The following is a 15,426-nucleotide window of genomic DNA, read 5'->3' as shown; positions in this document are numbered from 1 at the left end:
CGGCCCTGAGCCGAACGGCCCTGAGGTGAACGGCCCGGGAGGTGGGCGATGAGCCTGTACGGGATCGGGCTGGTGGCCCGGCAAGAGATCCGGACCCGGCTGCGCACCGGCCGCTGGAAGCTGCTGCTGGGGATCTGGTTCGCCGTCGTGAACGGCCTCGGCCTGCTGTTCCGGATCGCGCTGGAGAGCAGCGGGGGCGCGGACGCGGAGAACGCGGGGGTCCCCATGTTCGGCGGGGTGCTGCTGGGCGTGCTCGTCCTCACCCTGCTGGTGGCGCCCGCGCTCGGCGCCCAGTCGATCAACGGCGAGCGGGAGCGCGGCACCCTCGCGGCGCTGCAGATCACCCGGCTGGCCCCCGGCGACATCGTGCTGGGCAAGCTCGCCGCGGCCTGGGGGACGGGGCTGCTGGTGCTGCTGCTCACGCTGCCGTGCGCGCTCGTCCCGGTCTTGGAGGGGGAGATCGGGGTGGGCCGCGCCGCGGTCACGATCACGGTGACGGCGCTGCTGATCGGGATCGTGTGCGCGCTGTCGCTCGGCTGGTCGGCCCTGGTGGCGCGGAGCATCACCTCGGTGCTGCTGTCGTACCTCACGGTGTTCGGGCTGCTGGCCGGCACGCCGCTGGTGTTCGGGCTGGCGCTGCCGCTGACGGAGACGCGGGTCACGACCGATCACCGCCACGCGTACTACACCCGGACGCGGCCGGAACTGGTCTGGTGGCTGCTGGTGCCGAACCCGGTCGTGATCCTGGCCGACGCGGCGCCCCGGCAGCCGGCCCCGGAGCCGCGGGTGACGGGCACCGGGTACGGCGACGACCACTACGTGCCCGAGCCGTTCGACCCGCTCGGCGACATCCAGGAGGAGGTCCGGGAGACGCGGGCCGGCTCGTACGACGAGGACGAGGCCGGGCCGGTGTGGCCGTTCGGGCTGGTGTTCGGGCTGGGGCTGGCCGGCGGGGCGCTCGGGGTGGCCGCCGGCCGCCTGCGCACGCCGGTGCGCGCGGTCGCGAGGGGGACGCGCATCGCCTGAGCCCGGCCGCGGCCCGCTGGAACCGGACCGCTGCGCATACGCGAGGGCCCGCGCCCGATGAACGGAGCGCGGGCCCTTCTGCAATTCTCAGTGAAACGTGCAGAAGTCGAAGGGAAAAACAGGGGAGTCGCCGGCCGTTCGAGGAACATATCGGCTGCGTTAGTGCGAACGGCCGGTAAGGACAGTTCGCGAGCCGCGGCACCGGGTCCGGCACCGCGTTTTGGTCAAGCGGTCCCGCTTGCCGTGTCCACCGCATCCGCGGTGACACTTTTGTATCAGCGGGGGCGATCCATGTCTCCATTTTTGATCAGGGCCACGAAGCGGGCCCAGTCGGTGACGGCGACGTTCAGGACCGGCGCGGACGGCTCCGTCCGGCGGCTGTCCCGCACACCGACGGCCTGCCTGGTGAGGCGTGCCACTTCGATGCATGCCGCGCTGGGGCCGCATGCGCTGCTCTTTTTCCAGCGGAAGTAATGTGCGTGCGTCTCCATCCCGCTCACCTCCCGTTCGGCGGGGTACCCGGTGTCCTTTTCCAAATCTCACCGTGAAGCTTCGCCGAATAAGGTAGCAAATGTCCGAGTCAAGGGAAGAGGGGGCGAGAACGTCCGGATCGCGTGGCTCCCGGGGCCCGCCGGGGCGGCCGGGGGCGGCGGGACGGGCGCGGCGCGGCAGGCGCGGGTGGCGGGTACGGCGAGGCGGGTGCGGGTCCGCGTGGGTCCGGTGCGGCCCGGCAGGTACGGCCGGGTAGGCAGGGACCGGCAGGTGCGGGCGGGGGAGGGCGGGCAGGAGGGTCGTGCAGGCGAACCGAGCCCGACGATCGCCAAGACTCGGTTCGCGGTTCTGCGTCCGCGTGAGAAGGAACGATCAACCGGGAAGGTCGAAGGCGCCCTCTCTCGCTCTCTGGACGAAGGCGCCCCATGCGCTTCGTGAGAATCTCAACGTGGGTCCCTCGGGGCCGTTCTTGGCATCACGGGCCGCGATCGGCAGGTCCGAACGCTCGAAGAGGGCCACTTCCACGCAGGTGTTGCTGGCGCCACAGTGGCGGCTTCGGCGCCACGACGGGATAGAAGTGGAAATATGGGACACTTAACACCTTTCCTGAAGATGAGTGACACCGATGAAGATTCTTACCAGTTGTTCCTGGCTTGGAGAATCCGCTGCCGCGACTCGGTATGGGATAGTGCCCGCGCGGCGAGAGTGTCGTAAGCGAGGCGGTACATGTAGGTCACGGCCTCGTCCACGAAGTGACTGATAGTCAGGCTTTCGGTGTGCACAATATCAGGGAAGAGAGTGTCGTACGCAGGCGGAAACTCCAAAAGAATGAATGATTCCGCGATGACCTCGTGCGGCGTATCGAGCGGTAGGATTCTGAGTTTCACGTTGGGGAGTTCGGTCACGCGGTGCAGGTGATCCAGTTGCTCGCGCATGACGTCCCGGTCGCCCACCCGGCGGAACAGCACCGCCTCGTCCATCACCACCGAGAGTTCCAGCCGGCGCGGCTCGCCCAGCAGTTCCTGGCGGCGCATTCGGACCTCGACCCGCCGGTCCAGTTCCGCGGGCGTCAGCGTCGCGATGGCGTTCCAGCCCTCGATGACCTGGCGGGCGTACCGCTCGGTCTGCAGCAGGCCCGGCACCACCATGCTGCCCCACTCCGTCACGGCGTGGGCCTCGGCCTCCATCCCGATGAACTCCGCGTACGGGCCCGGCAGATCGCGGTAGTCCTCCCACCAGCCGCGCTCGGCGGCGTCCCGGGCCAGGGCGAGGATCTCGTCGCGGCGCTCGCCGTCCACCCCGTACAGGTCGAGGAGCAGCCGCACGTCGGCGAGCTTCGCCCCGGTACGCGCGTTCTCCAGCCGGCTGACCTTGGCGGTCGACCAGTGGAGCCGCTCGGCGACGTCGTCCCCGGTGTAGGTGAGCTGCTCGCGCATCCGGCGCAGTTCGGCGGCGAGTCTGCGCTGCCGTACGGAAGGACGTGGGGATGCGCTCATCGCGGCGGCCTCTCCTGCCGGGGCGAATCGATCGAGGGAACGGCGTGCGGGAAAACCGCGGTGATTGAAACTGTAACTTGCACGGCAACGCGCCGCACTCGACGCGAAACCCCGGCCCTCCGGACCGGCTGCGGCACGGGCCCGGATGATCGTGGCACCCTGGACGGGTGATCGTGGGTGTGGGCATCGACGTCGTGGACATCGCCCGGTTCGAGCGTTCCCTGGAACGCACGCCCGGCCTGCGGGCGCGGCTGTTCACCGAGGCCGAGCGCGGCCTGCCCGGCCGGTCGCTGGCCGCCCGGTTCGCGGCCAAGGAGGCGCTGGCCAAGGCGCTCGGCGCGCCGCGCGGGCTGCTGTGGACCGACGCCGAGGTCAGGCGGGCCGACGACGGCCGCCCCAGCCTGCACGTCGCCGGCACGGTCGCGGCGGCGGCGGGCGCGCGCGGGGTGGACCACTGGCACGTCTCGCTCAGCCATGACGGCGGCATCGCCACGGCCGTGGTGATCGCCGAGTCGGACCGGGGCACGGACTGAGACCACCGGGGTTCGGGGAGGGGTAGGGGATGAGGTACGCGCACGAGGTCGGCAAGGTCCGCGCCGCGGAACAGGCCCTGATGTCCCGGCTGCCGGACGGCGCCCTGATGCAGCGCGCCGCCGCCGGGCTGGCCTCCGTCTGCGCCCGGCTCCTGGAGAGCGTGTACGGCGCCGACGTGATCCTGCTCGTCGGCGGCGGCGACAACGGCGGGGACGCGTTGTACGCGGGGGCCCGGCTGGCCCGGCGCGGCGCCCGCGTCCGCGCCGTGCAGGCGGGGACGCGGATCCACGAGGGCGGGCTGGCGGCGCTGCGGGCGGCGGGCGGCCGGATGCTGCCGGCCGGCGAGGCGGCGGGACCGATCGCGTCCGCCGACCTGATCATCGACGGGCTCACCGGCATCGGCGGCACCGGCCGGCTGCGCGAGCCGCACGCGACCCTGGCCCGGCAGGCCACCGGCTCCACCGGGATCGTGGTCGCCTGCGACGTCCCGAGCGGCGTGGACGCCGGTACGGGCCGGGTCGAGGGCCCCGCCGTGCGCGCGGACGTGACCGTGACCTTCGGGACGCACAAGCCGGGCCTGCTGATCGATCCGGGCGCGGCCTGCTGCGGCGTCGTGGAGCTGGTGGACATCGGGCTCGGCCCCGACCTGCCCGATCCCGACGTCGTCGCGGCCTGGCCCGAGGACGTGCGGCCGCCGGAGCCGGGACCCGAGTCCGACAAGTACCGGCGCGGCGTGGTGGGCGTCCTCGCGGGCGGCGACGCGTTCACCGGGGCGGCCGTCCTCTGCGCGGGCGGCGCGGTGCGCGGCGGCGCGGGCATGGTGCGGTTCGCGTCCGTGCGGCATCCGGTCGAGCTCGTCCGGCAGCGCTTCCCCGAGGCCGTGACCACCGTGATCGAGTCCCGGCCGGACGCCCTGGAGCGCGTCGGCCGCGTCCAGGCGTGGGTGGTGGGCCCCGGGCTCGGTACCGGCAAGGACGCCGAGGTCCTGGTCGAGGCGGTGCTGGGCACCGACGTGCCGGTGCTGGTGGACGCCGACGGGCTGACCGTCGTGGCGCGCCGCCGCGACCTGCTGCGCCGCCCGGCGCCGACCGTCCTGACCCCGCACGCGGGCGAGCTGTCCCGGCTGATCGACGCCGACCGGGAGGCGATCGAGGCGCGCCGGCTGGAGCACGTCCGCCGCGCCGCCTCCGAACTCCCGGTGACCGTGCTCCTCAAGGGCTCCACGACCCTGGTCGCGGAGGAGGACCGGCCCGTGCGGGTCAACCCGACCGGCACGCCCCGGCTGGCCACGGCCGGCACCGGCGACGTGCTGTCGGGACTGATCGGCGCGCTGCTGGCGGGCGGGATGTCCGCGCTGGACGCCGCCGCGTCCGGCGCGTACCTGCACGGGCTCGCGGGCCGCATGGCCGCCGCCGGGACGGGCGGGGACGGCGCCGAGGCCCCGATCGGCGCGTACGACGTCGTCGAGGCGCTGCCGGACGCGTTCCGCGCCGTCTGGTGAGCACCGGGCCGGATACCGTGCTGAACCCCCGGGCGGGCAAATGCGTCCAAACCGGGTAGAGAGCACCGCGGGTGCTCACTGGTTGACGGTGAAGTGGCCGCAAGGCGCGTGAGCAGGCACGTTCACGGCCCCGGGGGCGGCACACTGGGTGACCATGAGGAGTCCAGCAGAGGCACGCGTCGATCTCGACGCGATCGGCGGCAACATCGCGCTGCTGCGGGAGCGCGCCGCGGGGGCCGCGGTCATGGCCATGGTGAAGGCCGAGGCGTACGGCCACGGGCTGGTGCCCGCCGCGCGCGCGGCGCTCGCCGGCGGCGCGACCTGGCTCGGCGTCGCCAAGCTCGCCGAGGCGCTGGAGCTGCGCCGCGCCGGGGTGACCGGCGTGCCGATCCTGGTCTGCCTCGGCGTCCCCGGCGAACCGTACGACCAGGCGGTCACCGCCGGGGTCGACCTGACCGCGGGCGCGCCCTGGCTGGTCGAGGAGATCGCCGCCGCCGCGGAACGGGCCGGCCGGCCCGCGCGGATCCACCTCAAGGCCGACACCGGCATGTCCCGCGGCGGCGCCTGGGGCGCGGAGTGGCCGCCGCTGGTGCAGGCCGCGCTCGCCGCCGAGGCGGCCGGGCACGTCGAGGTCGTGGGGCTGATGTCGCACTTCGCGTGCGCCGACGAGCCGGGCCACCCCTCGGTCGCGAGCCAGCTCGCGGTCTTCAAGGACATGGTCGAGTACGCGGAGAAGGCGGGCGCCCGGCCGGAGGTCCGGCACCTGGCCAACTCCGCCGCGACGCTCACGCGGCCCGACGCCCGCTTCGACCTGGTCCGGCCGGGCATCGCCACGTACGGCCTGTCCCCGGTGCCGGCGGAGGGGACGTTCGGGCTGCGGCCCGCGATGACCCTGGTCGCCGGTGCCGCCCTGGTCAAGCGGGTGCCCGGGGGCAGCGGCGTCTCGTACGGCCACACCTACGTCACCGAGCGGGAGACGACCCTGTGCGTGGTGCCCGCCGGGTACGGCGACGGCGTCCCCCGGCACGGGTCCAACCTGCTGGAGGTCCTGGCGGGCGGCCGCCGGCGCCGGATCGCCGGCCGGGTGTGCATGGACCAGTTCGTGATCGATCTGGAGGACGACCCGCTCGCCGCCGGCGACGAGATCGTCCTGTTCGGGCCCGGCGACCGCGGGGAGCCCACCGCTCAGGAGTGGGCGGACGCGCTGAGAACGATCTCGTATGAGATCGTCACCCGGATCGGTTCCCGGGTGCCCCGGGTGTATTCCGGAGGTGGCGAGGATGGCTGACAGGGCGGGGGCGAGGATGGTCAGCAGCCGCAGGAGGAAGGTCGGCATCGCCGGCGCCGTGGCGGGCGTCGGCGCGGCCGGGATCGGCGCCGCCGTGGGCCTGCGCCGGCTGGCGGTCGGGCGGGTCAGGCTCCGCCCCGACCCCGACGCCGACGAGCCGTTCGGCGAGCTGCGCGGGAAGCCGCTGACCGTCGAGGCGTCCGACGGGCTCGACCTGCACGTGGAGGTCGACGGCCCGGACGACGCGCCGCTGACGATCGTCTTCAGCCACGGCTACGCGCTCACCCAGGACACCTGGCACTACCAGCGCCGCGACCTGCGGCACTCGCCGGGCCGGCCGCGCCTGGTGTTCTGGGACCAGCGCAGCCACGGCCGCTCCGGCCGCAGCGTCCCCACCCACGCGACGATCGACCAGACCGGCGACGACCTGTACGCGGTGCTGAGCGCCACCGTGAGCCCCGGCGCGCCCGTCGTCCTGGTCGGCCACTCCATGGGCGGCATGTCGATCATGGCACTGGCGCTGAACCACCCCGAGCTCTTCGAGGCGTCCACCGACTCTCCCCGCGTCGTCGGTGTCGCGCTGGTCAACACCTCCTGCGGCAAGCTGACCGAGATGACGCTGGGCCTCCCGCTCGTCCTGGCCAAGGTGCTGCGCCCCCTCGCCCCCGGCACGCTGCGCGGCCTCGGCCGGCGCGCCGACCTGGTCGACCGCGTCCGCGGGCTGGGCGCGGACGTGGCGTTCGTGGTCACCAAGCGGATGGCGTTCGCCGACAAGTACGTGAGCCCGACGGTGGTCGACTTCCTGGAGCAGATGATCCGGGCCACCCCGATCGACGTGATCGCCGAGTTCTACCCGGAGCTGATCGCGCACGACAAGTCGGCCGCCCTGGAGACCCTCGCCCGCGTCCCGGCCGTGGTCATGGCCGGCGGCGAGGACCGCCTCACCCCCGCCGAGCACGGCCGGAGCATCGCCGACGCGCTGCCCGACGCCGAGTACGTTGAGGTCGGCGAGGCCGGGCACGTGCTGCCCCTCGAATACCCCGGCGTGGTCACCGGCGGCGTGCGCCGCCTCCTCGACCGTGCCGGCGCGGAACGCGAGGAGCGTTCGGCCTGAGGACGTGCGGCCTGAGAGCGTGCGGCCTGGAAACGTGCGGCCCGAGGGCCCGAGGAGCCTGCGGTCCGGAGACATGCCCGGCCGCGTGACCGGATGTGGCCGGAGGGTCACGTGCGGCGCGGGGGACGGGAGCGAGAGGACGGCCGCCGCGCGGCGGCCCCGAGACGAACGAGGAGCGGAGCGTGAGCGTCACCCTGGAGGTGGCCACGGCCGAGGAGATGCGGCGGCTGGGCGAGCGGCTGGGCGGCCTGCTGCGAGCGGGCGACCTGCTGGTGCTGACCGGCGAGCTGGGCGCGGGCAAGACGACCCTGACGCAGGGCATCGGCGAGGGGCTGAAGGTGCGGGGGCCCATCACCTCGCCCACGTTCGTCATCGCCCGGGTCCATCCGGCGCTGGCCGGGGGGCCGCCGCTGGTGCACGCGGACGCCTATCGGCTGGGCGGATTCGCGGAACTCGACGACCTTGATCTTGACGCCGAAGCGGCCGAATCCGTGACCGTCGTGGAATGGGGCGAAGGGCTCGCGGAAGGGCTGGCCGAAGCGCGCCTGGAAGTGATCATTTTCCGCGGCGAGGGTCCCGGCGAGACCCGGAAAGTAAAGATCAACGGGGTCGGCGACCGGTGGGCCGGCCTGCACCGCGATCTCGGCTGATCTGAGAAGGACTCGCGTTTTTCCGCTTGCCGAGAGGACCACTTTACGGCTGGATGTCATACTCTTTGCCGGAACGAACCTCACCTTCGCGACATATCAACTTTCCCTCGGGAGTGGGTTCCGGTGAGTGGTAACCAGCGCAGTGGGAGTCATCGCTCCGACGGATACGACGCCGCGGACGGCGCGGCCCCGACCGGCGGTGGTTACGGACGCGTACCGGACAGTGGCACGGAGTACGACCCGCGCAGCGGCGAGTACCGCACGGTGAGCGGCGGCTACCCCGTTCCCCCCGCCGAATACCGCCCCACCGGCCAGTACAGCGTCGACAGCGGCTACGCCGCCCCCAGCGGCGAGTACGGCACTCCCTCCAGCCCCTCCAGCCCCTCCGTCTCCGGCGGCTACGGCCTCCCTTCAGACAGCGGCGGCTACGGCACCGCGAGCGGCCTGGGCGCTCAGAGCGGCGGTTACGGATCCGCGGGCGGCGCGAGCACCCAGAGCGGCGGCTACAGGCTCCCGAGCAGCGCGGGCATCGAAAGCGGCGCCTACGGCTCCACGAGCGGCGCCTACGGATCGACAGGCGGCGCGAGCACCGAAAGCGGCTACAGCCCCACGGGCGGCGCGGGCACCGGCGGCTACGGCTCAACGGGCGCTGCGAGCCTTGAGAGCGGCGGCTACGGATCCGCGGGCGCCGAGAGCGGCGGTTACCGGTCCGCGGGGGGCGCGGGAACGCAGAGCGGTGGTTACGGCTCTGCGGGCGGGGCGAGCGTCCAGAGCGGCGGTTATGGATCCGCGGGTGGCGCGAGCGCTCAGAGCGGCGGCTACGGGTCCACTCCGAGTGGCGAGTACGGCGCGGGCCGCGAGAGCGGCGGCCATGGAGCCACGGCCGGCGGCGGTCACCCGTCGTCCACCGGCGGGTACGGGACGCGCGGCGGGAGCACCGACACCGGCGGGTACGGCGCCCTGGGCGGCGGCGGCCGTTCGAGCACCGACACCGGCGGTTACGGGATCCCGTCCAGGAGCGCGGGCGCGCAGGGAAGCGGGAGCACCCAGACCGGCGGGTACGGCATTCCGGGCAGGGCGAGCGTCCAGAGCGGCGAGTACGAGTCCGGCGGCGGCGAGTACGGGGCGCGGGGCGGGTCGTACGGCCGCGCCTCCCGGCAGCAGCAGCCGCCTCCGTCGCGGCGGTCACCCGGCAGCGGCGGGTACCGGTCGGGCACGGGCAGCCACCGGGTCGTGCGCGAGCCCAAGCCGGCGCGGCGCTTCACGCTCGTGCTGGCGGGCGTGGCGGCCGGGGTGGGCGCGTGCGTGCTGGCGGCGTTCGCGATCCTGAACGGCGTCGGCGTGGGCGAGAAGGACGCGGGCCAGGTCGTCGGCAGCGGCGCCACGAACGGCTCGCCGACCAACAAGGCCGAGCGCGCGATCGTCCCGGACGCCTGCGAGGTGCTCGGCAAGGAGGTCGCCGACAAGCTGGCGCCCAACGCCGACCGTACGCAGGCCGACAACTACCAGAGCAGCGACCGGCAGAACCAGTGCGTGTGGGGCGCCTACACCGGCGAGAACAAGCGCCAGCTTACGGTGGAGCTGCGGGCGATCGAGGGCGCGCAGAGCCGGCCGCCGGCGGACGTCGCCAAGGAGCGGTTCGGGAACGAGCGCAAGGCCGACGAGTCGGGCCAGGCGCTGCTCGCCGGGCAGGAGCTGACCGACAAGCAGTCGCTCGACGGCGTCGGCGACGAGGGGTACGTGGTCTACAGCGTGGACGAGGGCCAGGGCTCGGGCGAGGCGATCGCCAACGTCCGCATGGTCAACGTCCTGATCACCATCCACTACTCGGGCGGCGACGACGGGAAGCCGCTGGGGGCGTCCGCCGCGATGGACGGCGCGACCGAGGCGGCCGAGAGCGTCGCGGAGCGCCTGAACCAGGGCTGACCTCGCGCGACCGCGCGGACGTGGGAGTGCCCGCGCCGCTCCTGCAGTACGCTTTCAGTCCGTGCTGGTCTTGGCTTTTGACACCGCTACCGCCGCGGTCACCGTGGCGCTGTACGAGTGGTCCCCGGGCGAGGGCGTGCGGCGCCGCGGCGCCGCGGAGACCGTGGACAGGCGGCGGCACACCGAGCTGCTCACACCGTCCATCGCCGCGGTGATGGCCGAGGCGGGCGCCGCTCCCGCCGATCTGAGCGCGATCGCCGTCGGTACCGGGCCCGGCCCGTACACGGGGCTGCGCGTCGGGCTGGTCACGGCGCGGGCGATGGGCGAGGCGCTGCGGGTGCCGGTGCACGGCGTGTGCACGCTGGACGTCATCGCCTGGTCCTCCGGGCGCGACGCGCCGTTCGCCGTGGCGACCGACGCGCGCCGCAAGGAGGTGTACTGGGCCCGGTACGAGTCGGCCGCCGTGCGTTCGGGCGGCCCGCACGTGGGCCCGCCCGCCGACGCCGCCGCGGCCGGGCTGCCGGTGATCGGCGAGGGCGCGGCCCTGTACTCCGACGTCCTGGGCGCGCCCGGGCGGGACGCGGCGCCGCTGCTGCCGTCGGCGGACGCGCTGGCGGAGCTGGCGGTGGCGCGCCTGTCCGGCCGGCCCGGCCCCGAGCTGCTGCCGCCCGAGCCGCTCTACCTGCGCCGTCCCGACGCCAAGGAGCCCGGCCCCCGTAAGAAGGTGACCCCCGGTGGGTGAGGACGATGTCACCGGCGGGGCCGGTCCGGACGGCGGTGGCCGGTCCGATGAGGGGATGGACGGTCCGGAGCGCGGCTCCCGCGGGGCGGGGGAGGTGACGCTGCGGACGATGAGCGAGGACGACCTTCCGGGGGTGCTGCGGCTGGAGGAGACGCTCTTCCCCGACGACGCGTGGTCCGAGGACATGCTGCGCGGCGAGCTGGCCGAGCAGCCGCGTACCCGCCACTACGTGGTGGCGCAGGAGGCCGGCGGCGCGCTCGTCGGCTACGCGGGCCTGGCCGCGGCCGGCGGGCAGGCCGACGTGCAGACGATCGCGGTGCGGCCGGATCGGCAGGGAGCCGGGATCGGCGCGGCGCTGCTCACCGAGCTGCTGGACGAGGCGGCCCGCCGCGACAGCGAGGCGGTGTTCCTAGAGGTGCGCGCCGACAACGACCGGGCGCGGCTGCTGTACGAGCGGTTCGGCTTCCGGCGGGTCGGCCTGCGCAAGCGCTACTACCAGCCGGCGGACGTGGACGCGATCGTGATGCGGCGCGAGCTCGCCACCGCCCGGCCCATCGGCTTCTCGCAGGAGGGACAGACACCGTGACCGTTGACTCCGAGCCGCTGGTGCTGGGGATCGAGACGTCCTGCGACGAGACCGGCGTGGGGATCGTCCGCGGGCACACGCTGCTGGCCGACGCGATCGCGTCCAGCGTGGACCAGCACGCCCGGTTCGGCGGCGTGGTGCCGGAGGTGGCCTCGCGGGCGCACCTGGAGGCCATGACGCCGACCGTGGAGCGGGCGCTGGCCGACGCCGGGGTGAGGTTCGAGGACGTCGACGCGTTCGCGGTCACCGCCGGCCCCGGGCTGCCGGGCGCGCTGATGGTCGGGGTCGCGGCGGCGAAGGCGTACGCGCTGTCGCTCGGCAAGCCGCTGTACGGCGTCAACCACCTGGCCGCGCACGTGGCCGTCGACCAGCTCGAACACGGCGCGCTGCCCAAGCCGTGCGTCGCGCTGCTCGTCTCGGGCGGGCACTCGTCGCTGCTGCTCGTCCCCGACATCGCCAGCGACGTGCGGTCGCTGGGCTCGACCGTGGACGACGCGGCGGGCGAGGCGTTCGACAAGGTCGCCCGGGTGCTCGACCTCGGGTTCCCCGGCGGCCCGGTCATCGACCGGCGGGCCCGCGAGGGCGATCCGGCCGCCATCGCGTTCCCGCGCGGGAAGTACGACGACGGCACCTACGACTTCTCGTTCTCCGGCCTCAAGACGGCCGTGGCGCGCTGGGTCGAGGCGAAGGAGCGCGCGGGCGAGCCCGTCCCGGTGAACGACGTCGCCGCGTCGTTCCAGGAGGCCGTCGTGGACGTGCTGACCCGCAAGGCCCTCCAGGTCTGCAAGGACAACGGGGTGCGGGACCTGCTGATCGGCGGCGGCGTGGCGGCCAACTCGCGGCTGCGCGCGCTGGCTCAGGAGCGCTGCGACGCCGCCGGCGTGCGGCTGCGGGTGCCGCGCCCGAAGCTGTGCACCGACAACGGCGCGATGGTCGCCGCGCTGGGCGCCGAGCTGGTCGGCGCGGGCCTGCCCGCCTCGGAGCTGGCCCTCCCGGCCGACTCCAGCCTGCCGATCGGTTCGATCACGCTGTAGCGAGCAGCTGGGCGAGGTAGTCCTCTACCAGCGGCATGGTGGGCTCGTCGATGATGCGGCCGTCGTTCTCCGGGAGGAGGTCGAGGAGGCAGCGGACGTCCCAGTACGGGTGGTGCCGGTAGCCGCCCGACACCTGGTCGAACGCGGCGACGAAGCGCTCGGCGGCCGGCGGGCCGTAGCGCAGCGCGAGGTTGAGGCGCATGTGGGCGATGTCGACGGCGACCGGGCCGTACGAGGCGTCGGACCAGTCGACGATGCCGGTCAGCCGGCTGTACGACCACAGCGTGTTGTCGGGGTGGTAGTCGCGGTGGATGAACCGGTGGGCCGCCTCGGGCGAGGGACCGGCCGCGATCTCGAAGGCGCGCTCCCACAGCTGGGGGCGCAGCGCGTGCCGGGGTGCCCGGCGCTGGTCGAGCCGGTTGTACGGGACGTACGGCGGCATCGTGGACGCGCCGCCGCGCGAGTGCACCGCCAGCAGTGCGGCGGCGAGCTGGATGAGGTACTCGGGCAGGTCGTCGGGGGAGGGCCGCGGCGGGTGCCCCTTCAGCCGGGTGATGAGCAGCGCGGGCGCGTCGCAGTAGGCGCCGGCGGGGTCGGCGGCGACCAGGGAGGGCGTCGGGACCTCGCAGCCGGCGAGCAGGGCCAGCGCCGCGATCTCGCGTTCGGGGGAGAAGTCGGCGTCGGTGCCGCGGGGGACGGGGGATCCGGCCCCGCGGGCGCGGGGCGTCCAGCGGCGCAGGACGAGCCGGTGGGCGCTGCCCGAGCGGCTCTCGACCAGCAGCGCGTGGTTGGCGTGCGCCGCGCCGCCGGCGAGGGGCCGGACCATCCGCACCTCGGCGCCGCGGCCGAGGCACTCCTCAACCCAGCGCAGGGTGGTGCGGCTGGGCGGGGCGCCGGGCGGCGCGCAGGGAGCCGATGCTTGGGTCACGAGATCCATGAAAACGGATTCCGATAGGTATTGGCAGTGATTTTGCGAAGACGGAACGTAACAAAGTGCACGTCATCGACATGGCTATGGATCATCGTTTCGGGCGCTTCCCCGGATTGCCGGACATAATTCCGGGCCGTGGGGGCGCCGCCGAGGGGCGCCCCCAACGGTTCAGTCCTTGCCGTCGCGCCGGGGGCGCAGCAGCGCCTCCGCCAGGGCCAGCATCGTCTCCTCCAGCGTGGACAGCCGCTTGAGCACGTCCTCGTGGACCGAGTTGACCTGCTTGGTGACGTGGTCGTGCACGGAGTCGACCTTCTTGCCGACCTCCTCCTGCACGCTCTCGAACCGCTTGCCGACCTCCGCCTGCACGGCCTCGGCCCGCCGGCCCACCTCGTCCTGCATCCCGTCCACCCGTCGCGCGAACTCCTCCTGGACGCCGCCGACCCGCCGCTTGACGTCGTCGTGCAGCCCGCCGACCTGCTCGGCCACCCCGGTGCGGATCTCGTCGATCCGCTTGCCGACGTCCTCGTGCACGCCGTCGACCTGCTTGATGACGTCGCCGTGGACGGACTCGACCCGGCGGGAGACCAGGTCGACCTGCGCGGTGAACTCCTCCAGCGCCCCGTCCACCTTGCGGGCGACCTCCTCGTGGATGCCCTCGATCCGCTTGCGCGCGTTCTCGTGCGCCTCCTCGAAGCGGCGGGAGAACTCGTCCATGCGCTCGGCCACGTCCCCGTAGGCGGTCCGGGCGGCCCGTTCCACCACCGTCTCGATCTCGTGCCGGTCCGGCCGCGCCCGCAGCTCGTCGATCAGCGGGTCGACCGCGTCGGCCAGCCGCTTCTCCAGCGCGTCGAAGCGGTGCCCCTGGTCGAGCACCGGCCGGTCGACCAGCTCGGTCAGCATCTTGTGCAGCTGCCCGACCTCCAGGACGGCCGGCAGCCGCGCGATCCGGTCGTCGACGGCCTCCAGCCGGCCGTCCAGCCCGGACAGCTTGCCCGACAGGCCCTCCAGCCGGCCGTCCAGGCCGTCCAGCCGCCCGCCGACGCCCTCGACCCGGCCGTTGACCGCGTCCAGGCCCTGCTCGAACCGCTCGGCCAGCTCGCCGACGGACTGGTCGACCCGGGAGGTGACGCCGTTGACGGAGTGGTCCAGCAGCTCGGCCCGGTGGCCCAGCTCCGCCAGCGACTTGTCCAGCCGGTTGAACCGGACGGAGGACGCCTCCATGCTGCCCTGGAGCCGGTCCAGGCGCCGGGACATGTCGTCCATGCGCTGCGACGCCTGCTCGGTGGCGTCGGTGATGTGCTGCGCGGAGTCGAGCATGGTCTGGATGCGCGTGAGCGTCTCGTCGACGTTCTCGGCGACCACGCCCACGTCGGCCCACAGCGCGGGCAGCTCGGCGACCGGCTTGACCCGCTCGCCGACCGCCTCGATGTGCTCGGCGAGCCCCTCGGCCCAGCCGGGGGGCTTGCCGAACAGCTCCTCCACCTGGCCGCGGACGCCGTCGAGCTGACCGGTGAGGCCGGTCAGCTCCCGCTCCCGCACCTCGCGGAGGAGCCACTCCATGCCTTCCAGGCGCTGGCGTATCTCGTCGAGGACCTGACCCTGTGAGCGCTGTTCGTAGACGTGGTCCTGCGCCGCACGGGCGAGCAACTCCCGCATCCGGTCCGAAACCGGCTGACCCCCCGTCTGCAGGAAGTTGTGATTCGTTTCCACCCGATGCTCCCTCTTGTGCCGTCGCCTTCGAAATTGCGGGCGGCGGTGAAATCGTGAAGCGCTAACTGTAGTGCGGTGTAGGGCCCCTCGAAAACGGGTACCGCCGATCGGTCGGGACGCGCGTTATCGGGGTCCGGAAAAAGGCGGGCGATCGGGGCCGGTGCGACATTTCCCGGAAGTGCCGCCATTCGGATGAACGCGGCGCCCGCGCGGACGTGGCCCGCAGGACGTCCGGCCTTGTCCAGCAGCACTTGCGGGTCGCGGGGCGGGACCTGCGCCGCCCGCCATTCCGGCCGCATCACTCGTTTCTCGGACGAGTTGTTTCGGCCGCCCCAAGGATTACCGGAAATAGCTCGGGATTTGCTCTGCCGTGGGCTGGCACGCGCCCGCCCTTGG

The 15,426-nt window shown here is 73.5% G+C and carries 15 protein-coding genes; 10 read left to right on the top strand and 5 right to left on the bottom strand.

Annotation, left to right across the window (positions count from 1 at the left end):
• Positions 1–48: 48 nt before the first annotated feature.
• A complete protein-coding gene (locus tag ACA361_RS05550) occupies positions 49–1,026 on the top strand; it encodes an ABC transporter permease (RefSeq protein WP_375010682.1) in 978 nt (325 codons plus the stop codon).
• A gap of 275 nt (positions 1,027–1,301) precedes the next feature.
• Here the strand turns inward: ACA361_RS05550 and ACA361_RS05545 are convergent, their stop codons facing one another.
• The 3 genes from ACA361_RS05545 to ACA361_RS05535 all read right to left on the bottom strand — a co-directional run bounded on the left by ACA361_RS05545 (position 1,302) and on the right by ACA361_RS05535 (position 3,014).
• A complete protein-coding gene (locus tag ACA361_RS05545) occupies positions 1,302–1,517 on the bottom strand; it encodes a DUF397 domain-containing protein (RefSeq protein WP_375010681.1) in 216 nt (71 codons plus the stop codon).
• Between the two features lie 373 nt (positions 1,518–1,890).
• Positions 1,891–2,112 carry a DUF397 domain-containing protein gene (locus ACA361_RS05540; protein WP_375010680.1) on the bottom strand — a complete coding sequence of 74 codons (222 nt, stop codon included), beginning with the start codon at positions 2,110–2,112 and terminating at the stop codon, positions 1,891–1,893.
• A 41-nt stretch (positions 2,113–2,153) separates the two neighbouring features.
• On the bottom strand, positions 2,154–3,014 hold the full coding sequence (locus ACA361_RS05535) for a helix-turn-helix domain-containing protein (RefSeq protein ID WP_375010679.1): 861 nt from the start codon (positions 3,012–3,014) through the stop codon (positions 2,154–2,156).
• 167 nt (positions 3,015–3,181) lie between these two features.
• Here ACA361_RS05535 and ACA361_RS05530 point away from each other — a divergent pair, with 167 nt between their 5' ends.
• The 9 genes from ACA361_RS05530 to tsaD all read left to right on the top strand — a co-directional run bounded on the left by ACA361_RS05530 (position 3,182) and on the right by tsaD (position 12,389).
• Complete coding sequence (locus ACA361_RS05530; protein ID WP_375010678.1) at positions 3,182–3,547, top strand: holo-ACP synthase; 366 nt, start codon at positions 3,182–3,184, stop codon at positions 3,545–3,547.
• A gap of 29 nt (positions 3,548–3,576) precedes the next feature.
• The gene (locus tag ACA361_RS05525) at positions 3,577–5,049 is read left to right on the top strand and encodes an NAD(P)H-hydrate dehydratase (protein WP_375010677.1); all 1,473 of its coding nucleotides are present in this window, start codon (positions 3,577–3,579) and stop codon (positions 5,047–5,049) included.
• Between the two features lie 154 nt (positions 5,050–5,203).
• Positions 5,204–6,337, top strand: a complete 1,134-nt coding sequence (gene alr, locus ACA361_RS05520; protein ID WP_375010676.1) for an alanine racemase — start codon at positions 5,204–5,206, stop codon at positions 6,335–6,337.
• Positions 6,330–7,451 carry an alpha/beta fold hydrolase gene (locus tag ACA361_RS05515; RefSeq protein ID WP_375010675.1) on the top strand — a complete coding sequence of 374 codons (1,122 nt, stop codon included), beginning with the start codon at positions 6,330–6,332 and terminating at the stop codon, positions 7,449–7,451. Before alr ends, ACA361_RS05515 begins: the two co-directional genes overlap by 8 nt.
• A 182-nt stretch (positions 7,452–7,633) precedes the next feature.
• Entirely contained in the window at positions 7,634–8,101 is a 468-nt protein-coding gene (tsaE, locus tag ACA361_RS05510; protein ID WP_375010674.1) for a tRNA (adenosine(37)-N6)-threonylcarbamoyltransferase complex ATPase subunit type 1 TsaE, read from the top strand.
• Positions 8,102–8,365: 264 nt separating this feature from the next.
• Positions 8,366–10,027: a hypothetical protein gene (locus ACA361_RS05505; protein WP_375010673.1), complete on the top strand. Its 1,662-nt coding sequence runs from the start codon at positions 8,366–8,368 to the stop codon at positions 10,025–10,027.
• A gap of 61 nt (positions 10,028–10,088) precedes the next feature.
• Positions 10,089–10,769: a tRNA (adenosine(37)-N6)-threonylcarbamoyltransferase complex dimerization subunit type 1 TsaB gene (tsaB, locus tag ACA361_RS05500; protein WP_375010672.1), complete on the top strand. Its 681-nt coding sequence runs from the start codon at positions 10,089–10,091 to the stop codon at positions 10,767–10,769.
• A gap of 55 nt (positions 10,770–10,824) precedes the next feature.
• Positions 10,825–11,355: a ribosomal protein S18-alanine N-acetyltransferase gene (rimI, locus tag ACA361_RS05495; protein ID WP_375010908.1), complete on the top strand. Its 531-nt coding sequence runs from the start codon at positions 10,825–10,827 to the stop codon at positions 11,353–11,355.
• A complete protein-coding gene (tsaD, locus tag ACA361_RS05490) occupies positions 11,352–12,389 on the top strand; it encodes a tRNA (adenosine(37)-N6)-threonylcarbamoyltransferase complex transferase subunit TsaD (protein WP_375010671.1) in 1,038 nt (345 codons plus the stop codon). The genes rimI and tsaD overlap by 4 nt, the downstream gene beginning before the upstream one ends.
• On the opposite strand, the gene ACA361_RS05485 is transcribed toward tsaD, so the two are convergent.
• Both ACA361_RS05485 and ACA361_RS05480 read right to left on the bottom strand, forming a co-directional pair.
• On the bottom strand, positions 12,379–13,326 hold the full coding sequence (locus ACA361_RS05485) for a phosphotransferase family protein (RefSeq protein ID WP_375010670.1): 948 nt from the start codon (positions 13,324–13,326) through the stop codon (positions 12,379–12,381). The two genes, tsaD and ACA361_RS05485, sit on opposite strands and share 11 nt — an antisense overlap.
• Positions 13,327–13,488: 162 nt before the next feature.
• On the bottom strand, positions 13,489–15,030 hold the full coding sequence (locus ACA361_RS05480) for a hypothetical protein (protein ID WP_375010669.1): 1,542 nt from the start codon (positions 15,028–15,030) through the stop codon (positions 13,489–13,491).
• Positions 15,031–15,426 lie beyond the last annotated feature (396 nt).

The organism is Actinomadura sp. 21ATH, assembly GCF_041951345.1.
Classification (GTDB): Bacteria; Actinomycetota; Actinomycetes; order Streptosporangiales; family Streptosporangiaceae; genus Spirillospora.
The sequence above is the reverse complement of the archived record's forward strand: the minus strand, read 5'-3'. Positions and strand labels throughout refer to the sequence as shown.